At 65.6% G+C, this 19507-nt stretch carries 15 protein-coding genes; 8 read left to right on the forward strand and 7 right to left on the reverse strand.

The genetic code is table 11. The annotated features are described in order from the left end of the window. Positions 1-70: 70 nt before the first annotated feature. On the forward strand, positions 71-679 hold the full coding sequence (locus EEB15_RS04225; protein ID WP_141508282.1) for a hypothetical protein: 609 nt from the start codon (positions 71-73) through the stop codon (positions 677-679). 27 nt (positions 680-706) lie between these two features. On the opposite strand, the gene EEB15_RS04230 is transcribed toward EEB15_RS04225, so the two are convergent. From EEB15_RS04230 to EEB15_RS04250, 4 genes are all read right to left on the reverse strand, one after another. Beyond that, a complete protein-coding gene (locus EEB15_RS04230) occupies positions 707-2158 on the reverse strand; it encodes a LamG-like jellyroll fold domain-containing protein (RefSeq protein ID WP_158289988.1) in 1452 nt (483 codons plus the stop codon). Between the two features lie 306 nt (positions 2159-2464). Beyond that, a complete protein-coding gene (locus EEB15_RS04240; RefSeq protein WP_141508284.1) occupies positions 2465-3754 on the reverse strand; it encodes an ABC transporter substrate-binding protein in 1290 nt (429 codons plus the stop codon). A 29-nt stretch (positions 3755-3783) separates the two neighbouring features. Then, positions 3784-4797, reverse strand: a complete 1014-nt coding sequence (locus EEB15_RS04245; protein WP_141508285.1) for an ABC transporter ATP-binding protein — start codon at positions 4795-4797, stop codon at positions 3784-3786. 93 nt (positions 4798-4890) lie between these two features. Then, entirely contained in the window at positions 4891-5664 is a 774-nt protein-coding gene (locus EEB15_RS04250; RefSeq protein ID WP_141508286.1) for a helix-turn-helix transcriptional regulator, read from the reverse strand. A gap of 119 nt (positions 5665-5783) precedes the next feature. On the opposite strand from EEB15_RS04250, the gene EEB15_RS04255 reads away from it, so the two are divergent. The 3 genes from EEB15_RS04255 to EEB15_RS04265 all read left to right on the forward strand — a co-directional run bounded on the left by EEB15_RS04255 (position 5784) and on the right by EEB15_RS04265 (position 8671). Further along, the gene (locus EEB15_RS04255; protein ID WP_141508287.1) at positions 5784-7337 is read left to right on the forward strand and encodes a wax ester/triacylglycerol synthase family O-acyltransferase; all 1554 of its coding nucleotides are present in this window, start codon (positions 5784-5786) and stop codon (positions 7335-7337) included. Positions 7338-7421: 84 nt separating this feature from the next. Beyond that, the gene (locus EEB15_RS04260) at positions 7422-8102 is read left to right on the forward strand and encodes a helix-turn-helix transcriptional regulator (protein WP_141508288.1); all 681 of its coding nucleotides are present in this window, start codon (positions 7422-7424) and stop codon (positions 8100-8102) included. Then, positions 8099-8671, forward strand: coding sequence for a DUF6036 family nucleotidyltransferase (locus tag EEB15_RS04265; RefSeq protein ID WP_141508289.1), 573 nt, complete (start codon positions 8099-8101; stop codon positions 8669-8671). Before EEB15_RS04260 ends, EEB15_RS04265 begins: the two co-directional genes overlap by 4 nt. Before the next feature lie 63 nt (positions 8672-8734). On the opposite strand, the gene EEB15_RS04270 is transcribed toward EEB15_RS04265, so the two are convergent. Continuing rightward, positions 8735-11491, reverse strand: coding sequence for a winged helix-turn-helix domain-containing protein (locus EEB15_RS04270; protein ID WP_141508290.1), 2757 nt, complete (start codon positions 11489-11491; stop codon positions 8735-8737). A 103-nt stretch (positions 11492-11594) separates the two neighbouring features. On the opposite strand from EEB15_RS04270, the gene EEB15_RS04275 reads away from it, so the two are divergent. From EEB15_RS04275 to EEB15_RS04285, 3 genes are all read left to right on the forward strand, one after another. Beyond that, positions 11595-12251, forward strand: coding sequence for a peroxiredoxin (locus tag EEB15_RS04275; RefSeq protein WP_141508291.1), 657 nt, complete (start codon positions 11595-11597; stop codon positions 12249-12251). Positions 12252-12259: 8 nt separating this feature from the next. Continuing rightward, positions 12260-13396: an NAD(P)/FAD-dependent oxidoreductase gene (locus EEB15_RS04280; protein WP_141508292.1), complete on the forward strand. Its 1137-nt coding sequence runs from the start codon at positions 12260-12262 to the stop codon at positions 13394-13396. A gap of 273 nt (positions 13397-13669) precedes the next feature. Further along, the gene (locus EEB15_RS04285; protein ID WP_141508293.1) at positions 13670-14392 is read left to right on the forward strand and encodes a glutathione binding-like protein; all 723 of its coding nucleotides are present in this window, start codon (positions 13670-13672) and stop codon (positions 14390-14392) included. Positions 14393-14859: 467 nt separating this feature from the next. Here the strand turns inward: EEB15_RS04285 and EEB15_RS04290 are convergent, their stop codons facing one another. After that, positions 14860-15360: an Lrp/AsnC family transcriptional regulator gene (locus EEB15_RS04290; protein WP_141508294.1), complete on the reverse strand. Its 501-nt coding sequence runs from the start codon at positions 15358-15360 to the stop codon at positions 14860-14862. A 102-nt stretch (positions 15361-15462) separates the two neighbouring features. Here EEB15_RS04290 and EEB15_RS04295 point away from each other — a divergent pair, with 102 nt between their 5' ends. Further along, positions 15463-19038, forward strand: coding sequence for an indolepyruvate ferredoxin oxidoreductase family protein (locus EEB15_RS04295; protein WP_141508295.1), 3576 nt, complete (start codon positions 15463-15465; stop codon positions 19036-19038). Positions 19039-19046: 8 nt separating this feature from the next. Here EEB15_RS04295 and EEB15_RS04300 read toward each other — a convergent pair whose 3' ends face one another. Next, positions 19047-19442, reverse strand: a complete 396-nt coding sequence (locus EEB15_RS04300; RefSeq protein WP_141508296.1) for a hypothetical protein — start codon at positions 19440-19442, stop codon at positions 19047-19049. Positions 19443-19507 lie beyond the last annotated feature (65 nt).

Genomic DNA, 19507 nt, shown 5'->3' on the forward strand with positions numbered 1-19507 from the left:
ACGGTCGAGTGGCGTGTGGTGGCGACGCCCTCCGAGGCAAAAGGAATCCGCGTCGCTACACTCAGGCCCAATGGAATTGTTTGTTCTGGCGACATTTGTCCTCGTCATCATCGCCTGGACGCTGAAGGCGCGGGATCAGCAACAGCGCATCGCGCTGCTGGGCAGCTATCTGTCCAGGTATCAGATCGAAAAGCACATGGAGACGTTGACGCAGGGTTATCTGCGCGCGCTGGCAGAAGACGACCCGCAGCGCAGCGAGCCGATCTGGAACATGTTGCGCTCCACCGAGCGGGAGCTGAGTGAACAATTCCAGCGCTTTGCCGCCGATTTCTCTCGCGCCGCCGAAACAGACACTCGCGTGAGCAAGCTGCCCATCGCCCTCCCGTTCGCGGCTGTACTGCTCCCCAAGTTCACCTTTGACATGCGGCAGGCACTGGCCATCCACGAGCGCGGCATCCGCCAGGCCACGGAGGGCAGCGAAGAAGTGTCGGCCAAAGACAAGGCCTTCACCGTGTCGGCGGAACTGCTCCTGATGCAGCACACCTGCCACTGGTTCTGCAAGTCCAAGACCGTCGCCTCGGCACGGATGCTGGCGCGGCACAAGACGTCTTATGAACAGCTTGTGGCGGCCGTACTGCCGCCAACGCGCGCCGCATATGGCGCGCTGGTGGCGCCTTAGCCGGGTGTGGCATGAAGCCCAGAGGTCTTAGTGATCCCGCCACTTCTGCACCATCACCTGCTGGACCTTCCCCTTGAAGAAGAAGCGCCGGTCGGTCGCGCCCTGAGGGTCGGCGCCGATCACCACGGGGCTGTTGTTCATCACCACGCCCCCGCTGACCGAGGCTGACGCGGTCTTCTCCACATTGTTCACCCACAGCCGCACCGCGCCGCTGCCGTCGTAGGCCCCGGCAATGAAGTACGAGTTGCTGCCGTTGAGACCCGAGAGCGGCGTCGTCGCGTAGTAGTAGGTGCCGCCGACGTTGACGCCGAAGCGCAGCTGCGCGCCGGCCTGCTCCAGCGCGAAGCCGCCGCTGTCGCTCTTGGCCACGATGGCCAGGGTGCCGCTGCCGGTCAGGTCGTCAAAGTTCACCACCGCCGTCACCAGGAAGCCGCCGCCCGCCGCGTTGTCGGCATCCCAGGTGGTCAGCGACTGCGCACCCGTGAACAGCATGCTGCCGCCGACACGGTCTTCGTCGGAAGCGACACCGAGGATCTCCAGCGCGGGCGTGGTGCCGCTGGAAGCCAGCAGGAAGTCTGTTGTGTTGGTGCGCTTGTAGTTCAGCGGGTAGGCGGTTTGCTGCCCGGTGTTGATGTAGACCAGCGACGTTGACTCCTGGATAAGCGAGCGCGCCGAGGATGCGGCCGCGGTGGCTGCCAGGTCGTAGTCGGTGGTGATGAAATCGATGTCTTCGCGCATCGCCGAGATGTACACCTCGCCCATGGTGGCGGGCGCCGTGTACACGCCAACACCCAGGCCCAGCAGCTTGGCCTGCATCACGGCGCCGAACAGGTCGGCCATCCGGTATTCCAGCTCGATGCCGTGGAAGCCGAGGTTCTTGCTGGCGCGGATGTTGTTGCGGATGTCGCTCTGGATCAGGGTGTGGAAGCGCACGTGGCTGCTGATGCCGGCGAACTCGCTGTCGGCCAGCATGGCTTTGGCGCGCACCAGGTGGTTGTGCCGGCCGTCCATGAAGGCGCGCAGGAACACCGGGCGCCCCGCCGATGCATAGTTGTTGTCGCGTACAGAGCGCAGCACGCTGCGCATCATGGTGTCGCTCAGGGCCGCGGTGCTGTAGCCCTCCTTGACTTCCAGGAACAGCATCCGGTCGCTTTGCTGCAGCGCCGTGTTGACCAGCGTCGCGTCGAAGGTGCCGTGCGCGATCTCGCTGTCGGTGTGCTCGACATAGACCTGCCCGTTGGCATGCAGCGTCAGGTCGAACTCGACCAGGTCGAAGTTGCGCGCCAGGGCCTTGGCAACTTCGGTTTGCGTCTGGGCCACCGTGTCGCCATAGCAGTTGTGGCACGACACGGCGATCTTGTTGCCGTGGGGCGTGACGGGCATCGCGCGGGTGACGCCGGCCCAGTAACTGCTGGGCGCGACGGCGCTCATGGGCTGCATGGCGCCGTTGGCGGACTGGGCGGGGAGTTCAGCGTCCAAGCCGCCTCCTCCACAACCGGAAAGAACGGCAGCCGCAAACAGCAGCGCCGAAGCAAGCGAGGATTTCATGTAGTTGTCCTTTTTGACGACGGGCCGCCCCTAGGCAAAAACGCCCCCTCGGGGGGGCAGCGAAGCGTGGGGGCAGACTTGTGATGCCACGGCACTCCCGGGGCGTCACGAGGCTACGGTCGCAATGTGACATCCGCAAAACAGAGACACGACGATTTACTTGATCCCCGCGCGCATGAAGCTTTGCACGAACTGGCGCTGAAAAAGGAGAAATCCGATCAGCAGCGGCGCGGCGGGTCACCTATACGAGCGCAGCAGGCGGTCGGCTTCCTTCTGCGCGTCCTGCATTGCCTGAGCCGGCGTCTTGGTGCCGGTCAGCGCGGCCTGAAGGCCATCGTTCAAGACCTTGGTGACTCGCTGGTTCTCATGGGTAGAGAACTCCGCGACCGATACGGGCAGCTGGTCCTTGGCGACCAGCGCAGGCGGGAAATCGCGGCCGTACTTGCGAAGGGCGTCCGTTGCATAGGCGGCTTCCGAGGTGCCGGCGTAGCCGGTCTCCATGCTCCACAGCGCGGCGCGCTCGGGCTGGGTGATCCACTTGATGAACTTGAACGACGCTTCCTGCTGGGCGGGCGCGGCCTTCTTGAAGATGTAGAAATTGCCGCCGCCGGTGGGCGAGCCCTTGCGCTTGTTGCCGGGGATCATGGCCACGCCGAAGTCGAACTTGGCGTTGTTCTTCACGTTGGTCAGGTTGCCGGTGGTGGTGAACATGATCGCGGCCTTCTTCTCGAAGAAGTCCTTGGGCGTCGTGCCCCATTCCACGACGCCGGGCGGGTGCACGCCGGCCTTGCCCAGGTCAACCCAGTACTGCAGCGCCTCGATCACCTTCGGGTCGTCGAACTTCACCGCGTTGCCGGCCTCGTTGGCCAGGATGGCGTCGTTGGGTGTGGTGAGAATCTGGAACAGCCAGTAGGGGAAGCCGCTGGAAGGAATCTGCACGCCCCATTGCGTGACCTTGCCGCCGGCGTCCTTCTTGGTGAGCTTGACCGCGGCTTCTTTCAACTCCGTCCAGTTGGAAGGCGGGCTGTTCGGGTTCAGGCCGGCTTCCTTCATCAGCTCCTTGTTGTAGTACATCACCACCGTGGAACGCTGGAACGGCACGCCCCAGGTCTTGCCGCCAGTCTGGCTGTTGGCCATGAAGGCCTTGTAGAAGCCGTTCAGCCAGGCCTTGTCGTCGGCGGTCTTGACGAAGTTGTCGATCGGCACGATCGCGTCCTCGTCGATCAGCGTGAACATGTCGGTGGACAGCAGCACGGACGTGGCCGGCGGCGTGCCCGATTTGTGGGCCGTCAGCGCCTTGACGATGGTTTCCTGGTAGGTGCCGGCGTAGATGGGCGTGACCTTGATGTCGGGATTGGCCTTCATGAAGTCGCCGGCCATGCCGTCGATGTACTTGGCGATGGGCCCGCCCACGGCCACGGGGTAGAAGAACGAGATGTCGGTGGTTTGCGCCTGGGCGCCGCCCCAGCCCGTTGCCAAGGCGACGGTGGTGGCGATCATGAGCCGGTGAAAGGTCTTGCGTTGCATGGAGAGGTTTCCTCGTGGTGGTTGCTGGGCTATGGGACGCGTTGTCCGTGTGAATCGAAGTGGTGCATTGCAGCTTCCGGCCAGTGCAGCATGACCTCGCTTCCGGCAGCGAGCTCGTTGTGCCCGTGGGTACGCACAACCAGTTTTTCGCTGCCGACCGCGCACTGCAGGATCAAGTCGGCGCCCAGGTATTCGATGCCGCGCACCGTGGCCGGAATCCCGCCGCCCAGCACCACGGATTCGGGTCGCACGCCCAGCCAGTGCGCTTCGCGGCCGGCGCTGACCTGACTGCCGGCGATCCGCCCGCCCTCCAGTCGCAGCAGGTTCATCGAAGGGGTGCCAATGAAACTGGCGGCGAAGGTTGTCATGGGCCTGGCATAGAGGCTGCGCGGCGTCGCCGCCTGCTCGATGCGCCCGCGGTTGAGCAGCACCACCTGGTCGGCCATGCTCATGGCCTCGGCCTGGTCGTGGGTGACATACACCACAGTCAGGCCCAGGCGCTGCTGCAGCTCGCGCAATTCGCTGCGCATTTCCTGGCGCAACTGCGCATCCAGGTTGGACAGGGGCTCGTCCATCAGGCAGACCTTGGCCTGGGCTACCAGCGCCCGCCCCAGCGCCACGCGCTGCTGCTGCCCTCCTGACAGCTGGGAGGGCTTGCGCTGCAACAAAGACGTGAGGCCGAGCAGGTCCGCGGTTTCCGCAAGCCTTTTGGCCATCTCCGCAACCGGCATCTTGCGCACCGACAAGCCGAAAGTAATGTTTTCGGCGACGCTCAGGTGCGGGAACAGGGCGTAGTTCTGGAACACCATGGCCACTCCGCGTTGGGCCGGCGGCACGTGGGTGACGTCGCGGCCATCGATGAAGACCTGGCCGCTGGAGGCGGTTTCCAGCCCGGCGATGATGCGCAGCGTGGTGGATTTGCCGCAGCCGGACGGCCCGAGCAGCACGCAGAAGCTGCCGGGTTCGATGCTCAGGTTGATCCCCTCCAGGGCAGTGGTGTTCTCCCACCGCTTCGCCACGTCGACAAGTTGAATTGAAGACATCCGTTCACTATAAGAACGCTGTGTGACACTTTGGGGAGCAGGCTTGTAGCGTGCGGAACCCCGCGCCGACCAGGCCTCGCGCAACCGCTTGGGCTATGTCGCCGACTGCTGACCCGGGGTTGAAGTAGCCGGCTTCTTCCGGCGCAGCGCCCGCAGATTGCGGGGCTCCCAGGGCCGCACGGCGAGCACCAGCGTCATGCTGTTCTTCTCGCTGATCGGCAACGGGCCGTCGTGCTGGTTCATCTCGGCGAACTCGTGCGCCACGTTCTTCAGCCGGTTCAGCAATGCCGCGCGCGACTGCGCCGACACGCTGCCGAACACCTGCAGCATCAGCTCGTTCTCGTCGCTGAAGTGCGACTGGAAAAAGTCCATCTGCGCGTACTTGCGAAAGTGCTGCTGAAAGGGCCCGTCGGGCAGCCAGCGGAAAGTGCCGCTGATGCGCAGGCGGAACCGGTTGTTGGGCTGCAGCTCGATCATCTTCAGCCGGTCCAGCCGAACCAGCATCTCGATGACTTCGGCGCGGGTCAGCGCGTAGTGTTCGACGATGTCTTCCAGCGTCCAGTAGCTCAGCACGGCGCAGCCGACCAAGAGCAGCTTCGGGTCCTCGATCAGCTCCTGCTCCTGCTCCAGCGTCATCTGGGAAAGGAGGCTCGTGCGGGCCACGGCGCTGGCGGCCAGATCGGTGAACTCCATGCCCAGCAGCGCGCACGTGGCGTCGATGCGCTGAAGGCTGAGCTCGTTCTGGGCGAAGAGGCGCTTCACCGTGGCCTCGCTCAGCGCCAGGTGTTTGGCGACGCGGGCATAGGTGATTCGGCGAGCGCGCAGTTCGCGCTTCAGGACGTCCATGAGGGCGATGGAATGGGGCATGCGGAAAAGTATCACCGGCTGATACCGTCCGGCATATAGGTATCAACCATTGCGATAGGGCGGGGTTTCGCGAATTTGCGTGGGACAGTTCGATACCCACAAGCCCAAGGAGACAAGAAATGCACCACCTGAGCGGCCTCGACGCCACCTTCCTGTACATCGAATCGCCCGAGATGCCCATGCATGTGGGCAGCGTGCACCTGTTCGACCTGCCCGAGGGCTACCAGGGCGACTTCTACGACAACGTGCGCGCGCACCTGGCCAAGCGCATGCACCTGGCCCCGCTGTTCCAGCGCAAGCTGGCCCTGATGCCCTTCGAGCTGGCCAACCCGGTGTGGGTGGATGACGAAGACGTGGACCTGGACTACCACCTGCGCCGCGTTTCGCTCGCCAAGCCGGGCACCATGCTGCAGCTGGAACAGATGATCGGCCGGCTGCATTCCAGCCTGATCGACCGCAGCCGCCCGCTGTGGGAGTTCTACGTGATCGAAGGCTTCCACACCGGCCAGTTGGCCTTCTATACCAAGATCCACCATGCGGCCATGGACGGCGCCGCCGGTGTAGCGCTCGGTCAGGCGGTGTTCGACCTGACGCCGGTGCCCCGCGCTGTGAAGCCGCCGCGCCAGCGCGTGCGCACCAACCGCTACCAGCTGGGCATGGCCGAACTGGCCGGCGCGGCGCTGTCGAACACCGTCGCCCAGTACGTGAAGCTCGCGCGCATGCTGCCCGACATGGGCCGCGCCGCCAAGAGCCTGCTCAAGCGCGAGGATGACGGCGCGGGCAAACGCCGCTTCGTCGCGCGCAAGCAGTTCAAGTTCGGCCCGCGCACGCCGATCAACGGTGCCATCACCAATGCGCGCTCGTTCGCGGGTGCTCGCGTGTCGCTGGCCGAAGTGAAGGAGATCACGCGTGCCACCGACACCACCGTGAACGACGTGGTGCTGGCCATGAGCTCCGCCGCCCTGCGCCGCTACCTGGCGGACGAGGACTGCCGCCCGGCCAAGTCGCTGATCGCCGGCGTGCCGGTGAGCCTGCGCGAAGCGGGCAACACCGACTTGAACAACCAGGTGTCGATGATGCTGATCGGCCTGGCGACCGACATCAAGGATCCACTGGAGCGCCTGGCCGCCATCAAGGCCAATTCGGTCGCCGCGAAAGACCTCAACGGCCAGATCAAGACCGCGATCCCGATGGACTTTCCGTCCTTCGGTGCACCGTGGCTCATGAGCGGCCTGGCGTCGCTGTACGGCCGCTCGAAGCTGGCCAACGTGATCCCGCCGCTGGCCAACGTGGCCATCTCCAACGTGCCCGGCTCGCCCGTGCCGCTGTACCTGGCGGGCGCAAAGGTGGCGACATACCTGCCCGTGTCCATCCCCGGCCATGGCGTGGGGTTGAACATCACGGTGCAAAGCTACGACGGCGTGCTGGGATTCGGCATCACGGCCTGCCGCCGCGCGGTGCCGGATCCGCAAGCGCTGGCCGTGTACCTGGAAGGGGCGCTTGCGGAACTGCTCGCTGCGGTGCGCGCGAGCGCTGCGAAGCCGGAGAAGGCATTGGAAGCGCCGAAGAAGGCGAAGCCGGCGGTTGCAAAGCGCAAGCCGGCTGGCGTGCGCGCGCCGCTGGCGAAGGGCGCCAAGGCCAAGCGGACGAAGTTGCGCGTCGTGGCGAGCTAAGAGCAACCCGGCGATGATCAGCAGGCCGATCATGTGTATAGCGTTATAGACAAATAAGCTTGATTTGTATAAAATGCCATACAAATGCCCGCCTCGCCGCAGCTCGCTTCTGCTCTTGACCGCCAACTTCTCATCCAACTGGGTGAGCGTCTGCGGCGCGCGCGCCAGAAGCAAGGCTTAACGGCTGTAGCGCTGGCCCATCGCGTGGGGATTTCGCGCATGACACTCAACGCGGTAGAAGCGGGCCAGCCAGCGCCAACCATGGGGACTTACCTTCGCGTCATGTCCGCGCTGGGCATGGCCGGCGACTTGGCTCTTCTTGCAAGCGGCGAGCTTCAGGCGGATCGAGTTGGCGAGCAAGCGACCAAGGTGGTCGTGACCGCAAAAGATGCGCAACACGACGTCCAGGACCTTCAAAGCCTGATGCTCCACGAGGCGGCAGTCAGGCTGATGCGGCAACGCCCAGAGTTGATCACGAGCGCGATGGAAACCCTCGACAAGTGGCGTTCAACGGCAAACGCCCACAGCCGCCCGCTTTGGGACGAGTGGTCTGTGATCCTGCATCGCAGGGACTGGCGCCGCGCCTTGGCGCAAACGCGCCGGTCAAGGGAGCTGCGCCAGGCATCGCCCCTGCCGGTCCTGCTGCCGCCGGAGGATCGCGATCGGATACTGGAAGAAGTGCGTCAGCTGAAGCGGGGCGTCACGGTGGGTCAGGTGGCCTCTGTTGCACGCGCTCGCAACGTGCGCGCGAAGGATGCCCCATGAATCGCGAGAACCTGGAGCACCTCATACGCGCGGCGGCGGAGGTCACGAACGAGTATGAGTTCATGATCATCGGCAGCCAGTCGATTCTGGGCCCGATCCCCAATCCACCCGCCGAGCTCAAGATGTCTATGGAGGCGGACATCTATCCGATGAACGCCGAGGAGAAGTCCGACAAGATCGACGGCGCCCTGGGCGAGGGTTCTCAATTTCACGACACCTATGGCTACTACGCTCAAGGCGTTGGCTCCAATACCGCGTGCCTGCCAGAAGGCTGGAAGGATAGGCTGCAGCGAATCCAGAACGGCGCAACAAATGGGCGCGTCGGCTATTGCCTGGACGCGATCGATTTGTTCATGGCGAAGACGGCGGCCAATAGGGAGAAGGACCGGGAGTTCAACATCGCGTTGCTGCGCTATGGCTACGTGTCGGCTGGAGCGGCAATCGACATGGTTGCACGGATGCCCATCGATGATGCGCAAAAGAAGGCGATGCGCGCGCGCATCAGGCGATGGGTGAAGATTCTTGAGGATAGGGGCTACCGCTTGCCGCCGCCGGCTCCCGCGCCGTGAGCCACAAGCGCAGATCGCCGCTCTGGGCGCACGAGACGCCGCTGTGCGTGCCCAGGGCGTTCCTCAGGAACTCCCTCTTAGCGCCAACGCGGCTTCGATGGCGTCATCGCGCGTGAGGGTGTGCCCAAGCCGGAACGCGTGTTCGAACGCTTCCTCGGGATGCTTTGAGAGGACGTCCGCGTGCCGCCGCTCGCGCTCCGCGCGCTCGACCGGCAACAGCGGAAGGTTCAGTTGCTCGCGCAATGTGGCCGCGCTGCCCAGCAGTTGGGCTGCGACGGGCTCATCCGGATGCTGCGCTGCAATCGACTCCAGCAGCTCGGGCAATGACGCGTCGCGATCCGATCGCTTCTGCTCGAGCAGCCCCTCGAACAGCGCGTGGCGCGCGGCGTGGCCCTGGCCGAGCGTGGCGTGCGCGCATCCCACCAGGCACAGCGCGCGCGCCCGGCGCGCGGGGAAGTCGAGCTCACGATAGGCGTCGGCGGCGGATTGGGCATGGGCCAGCGCCGCTGCCGCGTCGCCCATGGCGTTGAGAACGGTGGCGTGGAACATCGCCGTGCTCGCACTGCACTTCGGATCGTGCAGCGTGCGAAAAATGCGCAGACTCTCCGACGAGAGTGCGCGCGCCTCGTCCATGCGATCTTCGTTCAGTGCCAAACGCCCGAGCAGGCACAGCGTCGACCCCGTGTCGTGCACATTGCCGACTCGACGATGCAGCACCAAGGCATCGTTCAGCAGGCGCCGTGCGGCCGCGAAGTCGAGCTGTTCGAGCGCACACTCGCCGGCGTAGTGGAGTGCGGTGGCGGTGTCGATCACACATCCTGCGTCGGTGCCAACGCGCACGGCGTCCTGAAGGAAGCTTCGCGCCTCGGAATATCGGCCGCGCAACTTGGCGGCCCGACCGAGCTCGATGAGCGCAAGCAGTTCACGCGCGGGATCGCCGGCGGTTCTCGCGAGCGCCAGCGTGCGCACGATCAACGGCTCGGAGGCATCGCCGCCTTGCTGGGTGAAGTTGGCCGCAAGCCAGAAGGTTGCTTCGGCTTCGCGGCGCACGTCGCCGAGTTCCTGTGCCAGCCTGACGGCCTCCTCCAGGAGGTTGCCGCTGCGCTGGGCGTGGGCCAGCCGGAAGGCGGCAAGGCCCGCCCCCAGCAACACATCGAGGCACACCGTGTCGCGTGAAGCGTGCATGGCCAGGGCCCGATCGAGGCGCGCCAAACCTTCCGTATAGTGGCCGCGGGTATCCCAGAAGGTCCGCAGGGCGCCGGCCAGCTGCGCGTAGCGCCGCGCGTCGCCGGCAGACCGATCGAGCGCGGCGCGCAAGTTGTCGTGTTCCGCATCGAGCCGGTCCAGCCATTCGAGCGCCTGGGGCCCAATCAATGCGTTCGCGCCAGCCTCGGCAAGACCCATGAAGTAGCTGAAGTGGCGCGCCTGCGCCGCATCGGTGAGCCCCGATTCGGTCAGCTTCTCACCGGCGTACTGCTTGATGGTTTCCAGCAGCCGGTAGCGCGTTTCAGTGCCTTCCTGCGTTTGCGCGATCAGCAGGGACTTGGCGACCAGCTGATCGATGAAATCGAACACCGGAGCTGGGGCCGGTGCCTCGTGCGCGGCGACGTTTTCCGCTGCCTCGAGCGAGAAGTCGCCCGCGAACACCGACAGCGCGTTGAGCACCTCGCGCTCCTCGGGGGCGAGCAGGTCGTAGCTCCAGTCCACCAGCGCGCGCAGCGTGCGTTGCCGCGGCAACGCGGTGCGCAGGCCGCCCGTGAGCAAGCGGAAGCGGTCATCGAGGCGTCGCGCAATTTCCTCCACCGACAGGGCCGTCAGCCGCGCCGCGGCGAGCTCGATCGCCAGCGGGATCCCATCGAGCTGCCGGCACACCTGCGCAACGGCGGCGGCGTTGCCGGGCGTGAGCGCAAAGGCAGGCCGGACGGCGATGGCCCGGTCGACGAAGAGCTGAGCGGCTTCACTGGCGATGACGGACGCCGGCATCGGGGACTCGGCGGGTTCTGGCAGGGTCAGCGACGGCACCCGATAGAGGGTCTCGCCTTCGACGCCGAGCGCCTGGCGACTGGTGGCCAGCAGCACCAGCCCAGGCAGTGCCCGCAACAGCGCCTGCGCGGTCTTCGCGGCTTCATCCAGGAGGTGTTCGCAGTTGTCGAGCAGCAGCAGCACCCGCTGGTCGCGCAGCGTGCTCTCGATCAGCGCCATCGGCGGCGTGTCACCCTCGGCACGCGCGCCCAATGCCGCCACGATGGCCCTGGGCACGAGCGTGGCGTCGATCAGCTGCGCGAGTTCGACCAGCCATACACCATCGGGAAAATCGGCGACGAGCCGGCCCGCGGCCTCCAGGGACAAGCGCGTCTTGCCTGTGCCGCCCGCACCCACCAGCGTCACCATCCGGGATCGGCGCAGCTGCTCGCTGACTTGTTCCAGCGCTTGCTGGCGGCCGATGAACAGGGTCAGCGACGAAGGCAGGTTCGTGCGCCGCGCCTCCCGGGCATTCACCGCGGCTGGTTGAGATTCTTCCGCGACCTCGCCGACGAAGCGATAGCCCCGCTTCGGCAGGGTCTCGATCAGTCCTTCGCCGAGCGCTTTGCGCAGCTGGGAAATGTGGGAGGTGAGGCTGCCCTCTTCGACGACGACGCCCGCCCATACCGACTGCAGCAGTTCATCCTTCGTGACCGGCCGCCCGCGCGCCTCCACCAGCGCAACGAGGACGTCGACCGCTTTGGGCGTCAGCGCGACACGTTCACCGTCGCGATACAGCACCCGCCCGCCGGCATCGAGGCGAAAGGGGCCGAACTGCAGGCGCTGGCTGGCTGGCATGGGAGGGAAGAGCAATCCATCAGAAAACCATCAGATATTACGCAGGATTTCCAGAAGGCCGGCTCCTACGATCCGTTCACCTCAACCCACCCATGGAGCCACCATGTCTTTGCGCATCAACGATACCGCCCCCGACTTCCAGGCCGCCACCACCCACGGCCCGATCCGCTTCCACGACTGGATGGGCGACGGCTGGGCCTGCCTGTTCTCGCACCCGAAGGATTTCACCCCGGTCTGCACCACCGAGCTGGGCTACATGGCCCGGATCGAGCCGGAGTTCACCCAACGCAACTGCAAGCTGATCGGCCTTTCGATCGACCCGGTGGACACCCATGCCAAGTGGGCCGCGGACATCGAGGAGACGCAAGGCTACCTGCCCAAGTACCCGATGATCGGCGACACCGACCTGGCCGTGGCCAAGCTGTACAACATGCTGCCGGCGGAGGAAGGCGGCACCTCCGAAGGCCGCACGGCCGCCACCAACGCCACGGTGCGATCGGTCTTCATCATCGGCCCGGACAAGAAGGTCAAGCTGATGCTGACCTACCCGATGACCACCGGCCGCAACTTCGACGAGATCCTGCGCGTGCTCGACTCGATGCAGCTCACCGCCAAGTACAAGGTGGCGACGCCGGTGAACTGGAAGCAGGGCCAGGACGTGATCATCACGGCCGCGGTGTCGAACGACGAGGCGGACAAGTTGTTCCCCGGCTTCAAGACCATCAAGCCCTACCTGCGCACCACGCAGCAACCGGGCTGAGCCGCATCATGGCCACCCCCCGCATCACCATCCTGGGCGCCGGCTTTGCCGGCCTGGAGCTGAGCACCTTGCTGTCGGAGGCGCTGGGTGACCAGGTGCAAGTCACCCTGATCGACCAGAGCGATGCGTTCGTCTTCGGCTTCTCGAAGCTGGATGTGATGTTCGGCCGCTCGACGCTGGATGCCGTGCGCATGCCCTACAGCCGCTTCGCCAAGCCGGGCGTGCGCCTGCTGCGTGAGTCGATACACGCCATCGACCCCGAGACCCGGTGCGTCACGACCGATGCCGGCACGCACGACTGCGACTATCTCGTCGTGGCGCTCGGTGCCGACTACGACATCGCGGCGACGCCGGGCCTGGAAAGCGCCAACGAGTTCTACACGGTGGCCGGCGCGAACCGCCTGCGGGGCATCCTGCCCGGGTTTTCGAAGGGGCACGCCGTCATCGGCGTCTGCGGCGCGCCCTACAAGTGCCCACCGGCGCCGAGCGAGTGTGCGCTGATGCTGCACGACCTGCTCGCGAGCCGCGGCGTGCGCGAGCAGTGCGAGATCACGCTGGTGCTGCCGCTGTCCAGCCCGGTGCCGCCGTCGCCGGAGACCAGCCGCGCCCTGATGGGCGCGTTTGCAGAACGCGGGATCCGCTTCATGGCCAACCGGCGCGTGAGCTCGGTGGACGCGCAGCGCGGCGTGGCGACGCTGGACGACGGCACTGAACTGGCCTGGGACCTGTTCCTGGGCGTTCCCAAGCACCGCGCCCCGGCCGTGGTGCAGGCCGCCGGCATGGCGGCCGAGGACGGCTGGGTGCCGGTGAACCCGCGCACGCTCGAGACCCGCTTCCCCAAGGTCTACGCCGCCGGCGACATCGCCAACACCGGCACACCGAAAGCCGGCGTTTTCGCCGAGGGTGCGGCCAAGGCGGTGGCCAGCGCGCTCATCGCGCGCATCCGCGGCGAGGGCGAGCCTTCGCTCTATGCGGGTGCGGGCACCTGCTACATCGAGTTCGGCGCCGGCCGGATCGGACGCGTGGACGTCGACTTCTTCTCAGGCCCCAAACCGACGGGCACCTACCACGCACCCGACGTGGCCTCACGGGTGCACAAGGAGCACTTTGGGGCGAGTCGCCGGGCACGCTGGTTTGGCCTGTGAAGACGGGGACTCAATCGGGCCGCCCATGAAAAACCCCTGCGGCTTGCCTGCCGCAGGGGCTGTAAAGACCGGGTTGAAGAAACTTGCAAAGAACTCCCGGTAACACAGAGATTACGCGGGCAGGCGCGCTATTTCTGTGCTGGAAATCACCTTTTTGCCGATTGAGGCCGCTGTTACCTTTGGCCCGTTGTCAGCGCAACAGGCCCGGCGGCCGTGGGGACATGTGCAACGCGGCCTGGGAGCGCGCCATGCAGCGTCTATATTTGCGGCCCTATGACCCAGACCCTGGCAACCGCTCTCTCCGACTTCCCCATCACGCGCAAATGGCCGGCGCAGCACCCCGACAGGCTGCAGCTGTATTCGCTGCCTACGCCCAATGGCGTGAAGGTTTCGATCATGCTGGAAGAAGCCGGCCTGCCCTATGAAGTGCACCTGGTCTCGTTCGGTACCAACGACCAGATGTCACCGGAATTCCGCTCGCTCAGTCCGAACAACAAGATCCCGGCCATCATCGATCCCGACGGCCCCGGCGGAAAGCCGCTGCCGCTGTTCGAGTCGGGCGCGATCCTTCTGTACCTCGCCGAGAAAACGGGCAAGTTCATGACGGGCAGTGCCGCCGGCCGTTACGAAACCATCCAGTGGCTGATGTTCCAGATGGGCGGCATCGGCCCGATGTTCGGCCAGGTGGGCTTCTTCCACAAGTTCGCCGGCAAGGAGTACGAAGACAAGCGCCCGCGTGACCGCTACATCGACGAAGCGAAGCGCCTGCTCAACGTGCTGGAGCAGCACATGGCCGGCCGGGCCTGGCTCGTCGGCGACGAGTACACGATCGCCGACATCGCAACGTGGCCCTGGGTGCGGAACCTGGTCGGCTTCTACGGCGCCGGGGACTTGGTGGAGTTCGCGAAATTTCCCAACGTCAAGCGCGTGCTGGATGCTTTCCTGGCCCGGCCCGCGGTCGAGCGCGGGTTGAACATTCCGAAGCGGCCAGGCTGACAACTCCTGTCATGCCTGACTTGATCTGGCATCCATGCCCGATTTGTCATTGCGGACTTGGTCCGCAATCCATGACTTTGCTTTCCACTGTGGTGGCGCGGCCGGCGGCCGAGTCACGTATGTGCGCGCGCGACCGTCGCACGCCAACAATGTCTCAGAGCGCCAGGCGGTATCCGGCAGGGCCGATCTCTGTGGCGGCTGGGATTCTTGGCCTGGGGCCGGGCGCGCTTGCGCGCTTCGTTGACTAGCTCGCCGGACTTGTCCGAGCACAGCGGCCTTAGGCGCTGTGCGAGTTGTACGGCGCCGGTCCCAGGCCAAGAATCTCAGCGAAGTCGGCGCAACAGCGACGACCGGCACAGTGTGAGGCCCTGCCGGGTACCGCCTGGCGCGACGCGAGGATGAAGAACACAAGAAATCCGGAAGTCATGGATTGCGGATCAAGCGAGAGAGTCTGCAATGACGGGATATCAACGGCGCGCCTTGGCGCGCGCCGTCTTGCCTGGCTGCTCGATCGGCAGCCGTGTGTCGGCCTTCACCTCCTTGAGCACCACGCTGGACCGCACGTGCGTCACGCCGGGCAGCTTGAACGCGGTCTCGTGCAGGAAGCGTTCATACGCCTTGATGTCCGGCATCAGCACCTTGAGCACGTAGTCGGCTTGTCCTGTGGTGGAGTAGCAGCTGACGATCTGCGGGCAGGCCGCCACCTCCTTTTCGAACTGCTGCACGACGTCCTCGTTGTGGCGCGTGAGGTTGACCTCGGCGATGACGCACAGTGCCAGCCCGACCTTCTCGCGATCGATCAGCGCTGTGTAACCGCGGATGACGCCGTTGGCCTCCATCTCCTTGATGCGCTTCCAGCACGGTGTGCTGGACAGCCCCACCCGGTCGGCCAGCTGCTGCACCGTCTGGTGCGAGTCGCGCTGGAGTTCGGTGAGCAGCACCACGTCCTGCCTGTCCAACTCTTCCATTCTCTTCGTCTCCTTGAACCTGTAGAAGGATATTCTCCAAACATTGTGGATTTGGAGAAGAAAAGAAGCAAATTCTCTGTGTGAAGTCCTACGCTCGGCGGCATGTCCCAGACACTCCTGCGCCCCGATTACCAGCTGTCCGACGCCTTGTGGGCGCGCGAGGGGCAGATCTTCCTCACGGGCACCCAGGCCGTCGTCCGCCTGATGCTGATGCAGCGGCAGCGCGACGCCGCCGCGGGTCTTGCGACACAGGGCTTCATCAGCGGCTACCGCGGCTCGCCGCTGGGCATGGTCGACAAGGCCGTGTGGCAAGCCGGCAAGAAGTTCGAAGAGCAAGGCATCCGCTTCCTGCCCGCGATCAACGAGGAACTGGCGGCCACGGCTGTCCTGGGCACGCAGCGCGTCGAGGCCGACCCGCAGCGCACCTGCGAGGGTGTGTTCTCGCTCTGGTATGGAAAGGGCCCGGGCGTGGACCGCGCCGGCGATGCGCTGAAACACGGCAATGCCTACGGCGCGTCGCCACACGGCGGCGTGCTGATGGTGGCGGGCGACGATCACGGCTGCGTGTCGTCGTCGATGCCGCACCAGAGCGACCAGACGTTCCAGTCGTGGCATGCGCCCATCGTCTCGCCGGCGAGCGTGGCCGAGTACCTGGAGTTCGGCCTGTACGGCTGGGCCCTCTCGCGCTACTCGGGCAACTGGGTCGGGTTCACCGCGCTGTCGGAGGTGGTGGAGAGCAGCAGCACCGTCGATCTGGACTTGATCAACGCACGCATGGCCGCGTGGCAGGACAAGGCGACCATCGATGCGATCACCGGCTACAAGGCGCCCGCGACCGGCCTGCATTACCGCTGGCCCGACCTGCCGTCGCTTGTGATCGAGCAGCGGCTGCACGCCAAGCTCGATGCGGTGCGCGCCTTTGCGCGAGTGAACAGCATCGATCGCGCGGTTGTCGACAGCCCGCGGGCCGCCTGCGGCATCGTCACCGCCGGCAAGGCGCACTACGACTTCATGGAAGTGCTGCGGCGGCTGGACATCGCGCCCGAGACTTTGGCCAAGCACGGCGTGCGCATCATCAAGCTGGGCCTGACCTACCCCGTCGAGCCGCTGCGCATCGGCGAGTTCGCTCGCGGCCTGCGCGAAGTGCTGGTGATCGAGGAGAAGGGTCCCGTCGTCGAGTCGCAGCTGCGCGACATGTTCTACAACGCGCCCAATCGCCCGGTGATCGTCGGCAAGCGCAACGGCATGGGCGACCCGCTGGTTTCTGAAGTGGGCGAACTGCGGCCATCGCGCCTGATCGAGATCGTCGCCAACTGGCTGGCCGCGCACTTCCCCGACCTGGACCGCCGCCACCTGGTGCGCGACTTCACCCCGCCACAGCTGCTATCCAACGCGAGCGACAGCGTCAAGCGCCTGCCCTACTTCTGCGCCGGCTGCCCGCACAACACCAGCACCAAGGTGCCCGAAGGCTCGCACGCGCAGGCAGGCATCGGCTGCCACTTCATGGCCAGCTGGATGGACCGCGACACCGAGGGCCTGATCCAGATGGGCGGCGAGGGCGTGGACTGGGTGTCGCACGCGATGTTCACCAAAGTGCCGCACGTGTTCCAGAACCTGGGCGACGGCACGTACTACCACTCGGGCTACCTCGCGATCCGCCAAGCGGTGGCGGCCAAGGCCACGCTGACCTACAAGATCCTGTTCAACGACGCGGTGGCGATGACCGGCGGCCAGCCGGTGGACGGCATCATCACTGTCGATGGCATCGCGCGCCAGGTCGAGGCGGAAGGCGTCAAGCAGGTGATCGTCGTGTCCGATGACATCTCCAAGTACGACGCGATCCACAACCGCTTCCCCGCCGGCACGGAATTCCACGACCGCGCCGAACTCGACGCGGTGCAGCGCCGCCTGCGCGAGATGCAGGGTGTCACCGTGCTGATCTACGAGCAGACCTGCGCCGCCGAGAAGCGGCGGCGCCGCAAGAAGGGCGAGCTGGTCGAGCCCACCCGTCGCCTGTTCATCAACGACCGCGTCTGCGAGGGCTGCGGCGACTGCTCGGTGCAATCCAACTGCGTCGCCGTGCTGCCCATCGAAACACCGCTCGGACGCAAGCGCAAGATCGACCAGAGCGCCTGCAACAAGGACTACTCGTGCGCCAAGGGGTTCTGCCCCAGCTTCGTCGGCGTGCTGGGCGGCCAGCCGCGCAAGAAGGCCGGTGCGCTGACGCGGCGCGCGAGTGAAGTGGCGCGGCTGGTGGACTCGCTTGCACGTCCGCCCGCGCATCAATGGACCGGCCCGTATGACCTGCTCTACACCGGCGTCGGCGGCACCGGCATCGTGACCGTGGGCGCACTCACAGCAATGGCCGCGCACCTGGAGGGCAAATCGTCCAGCACGCTGGACTTCATGGGCTTTGCGCAAAAAGGCGGCAGCGTGCTGGCCTTCGTGCGCATCGCCGACACCCCGTCGCGCCTGAACCAGGTGCGCATCGACACGCAGCAGGCCGATGCCATCGTGGCCTGCGACGCGGTGGTCGGCGCTTCGGCCGAAGCCTTGCAGACCGTACGCCACGGCCGCACCCGCGTGCTGGCCAACACGCACGAGCTGCCGGTGGCCGAGTCGCTGCACAACCCGGACGCGCAGATGAAGATCCCGCAGCTGATCGAGAAGCTGCGCTTCGCTGCCGGCGACGACCGTGTCGAAACGCTGGACGCACAGGGCCTGGCGGAAGCGCTGCTCGGCGATTCCATTCTCGCCAACATGCTGGCACTGGGTTACGCGTGGCAGCGTGGCCTGTTGCCTGTGGGATTGGAATCCCTGCTGCGCGCGATCGAGTTGAACAACGTCGCGGTGGACACGAACAAGCTGGCCTTCTCGCTGGGCCGCCTGGAAGCCGCCGCGCCGTCCGCGCTGCGCCAGCTGCTGCAAGGCGACAGCCTGGACGTGGCGCCGTCCGAAACGCTGGATGCGTTGATCGCGCGGGGCGTGGCGCATCTGGCTCGCTACCAGAACGCGGGCTATGCCGCGCGCTACGTTGACTTTGTGAATGAAGTGCGCGCGCGCGAGGCCCAACTGGACGCCGACGCCAACCTGCCCCTCACCACCGCCGTCGCGCGCAGCTTGCTCAAGCTGATGGCCTACAAGGATGAATACGAGGTGGCCCGCCTCTACACCGACGGGCAATTCCAGGAAACGTTGCGGCAACAGTTCGAAGGCGACTTCGAACTGGAGTTCTACATGGCGCCGCCATTCCTCGCGCGTTCCAAAGACGGGCAGCCTCCGCGCAAGATCCGCATCGGTTCCTGGCTGTACCGGGCGATGCAGCTATTGGCCAAGGGCCGCAAGTTGCGCGGCACACCGCTGGATCTGTTTGGAAGGACGCATGAGCGGCGAATGGAGCGCGAGCTGATCGAGAGTTATGTGGGGCGCATCCGCTCGCTGCTGCCCGCACTCGATGCGCAGCGCGTGGCTCTGGCCACCGACATCGCGGCGCTGCCACTGTCGATGCGCGGCTACGGACATGTGAAGATGGCCAATGTGGCGATGGCACGCCTACGCGAAACCGAACTGCTGCATCGCTTCGATCCGGAAACCTATCCGCGGCCCGCGCCGGAACTCCCCCAGACGGGCCAACTGCGCGGCATCGCGATCGTCAACGAGCGCAAGGCGGCCGTTTAGGAATCGGCTCAGGCAACGTCGGACGCGTCGGCCTGGCAATACATCGCGGCGGCGGTTTCGAATGCGCGCAGCCGCTCGGGCGGGGCCGGCGCGGCTGCTAGCTGCTGGCCCTGGACGCCGCGGCGCTGCAGCAGCATCACGATGCCGGCGCCAGCGGCGAAGACGAGCAGGTACTGCAAGGTGAACAGGCCCGACCACACCAGGTGCTGATACCGCTCGGACGCCCCGATCCACGCGTACATCTCGGCCGGTATCCCCATGAACCACCAGTAGAGCAAGCCCTGGCGATTGGCTGCATCCACGAAGTTGAGCCATTGGCCAACGGCCGACGATACGGCACCCAGGGCGATCGCCAAAGAGAGATAGACCGGCCAACGGCGGCTGAGGAAGTTACTGCTTGGCATACGGCGTAATTTATAGTTGCGCCGCCGAATAGCCATTGCACTACTGCCCACTATTCCTGTGAAAT

Origin of the sequence: Ramlibacter sp. WS9 (assembly GCF_003797765.1) — a bacterium.
GTDB lineage: Bacteria > Pseudomonadota > Gammaproteobacteria > Burkholderiales > Burkholderiaceae_C > Ramlibacter.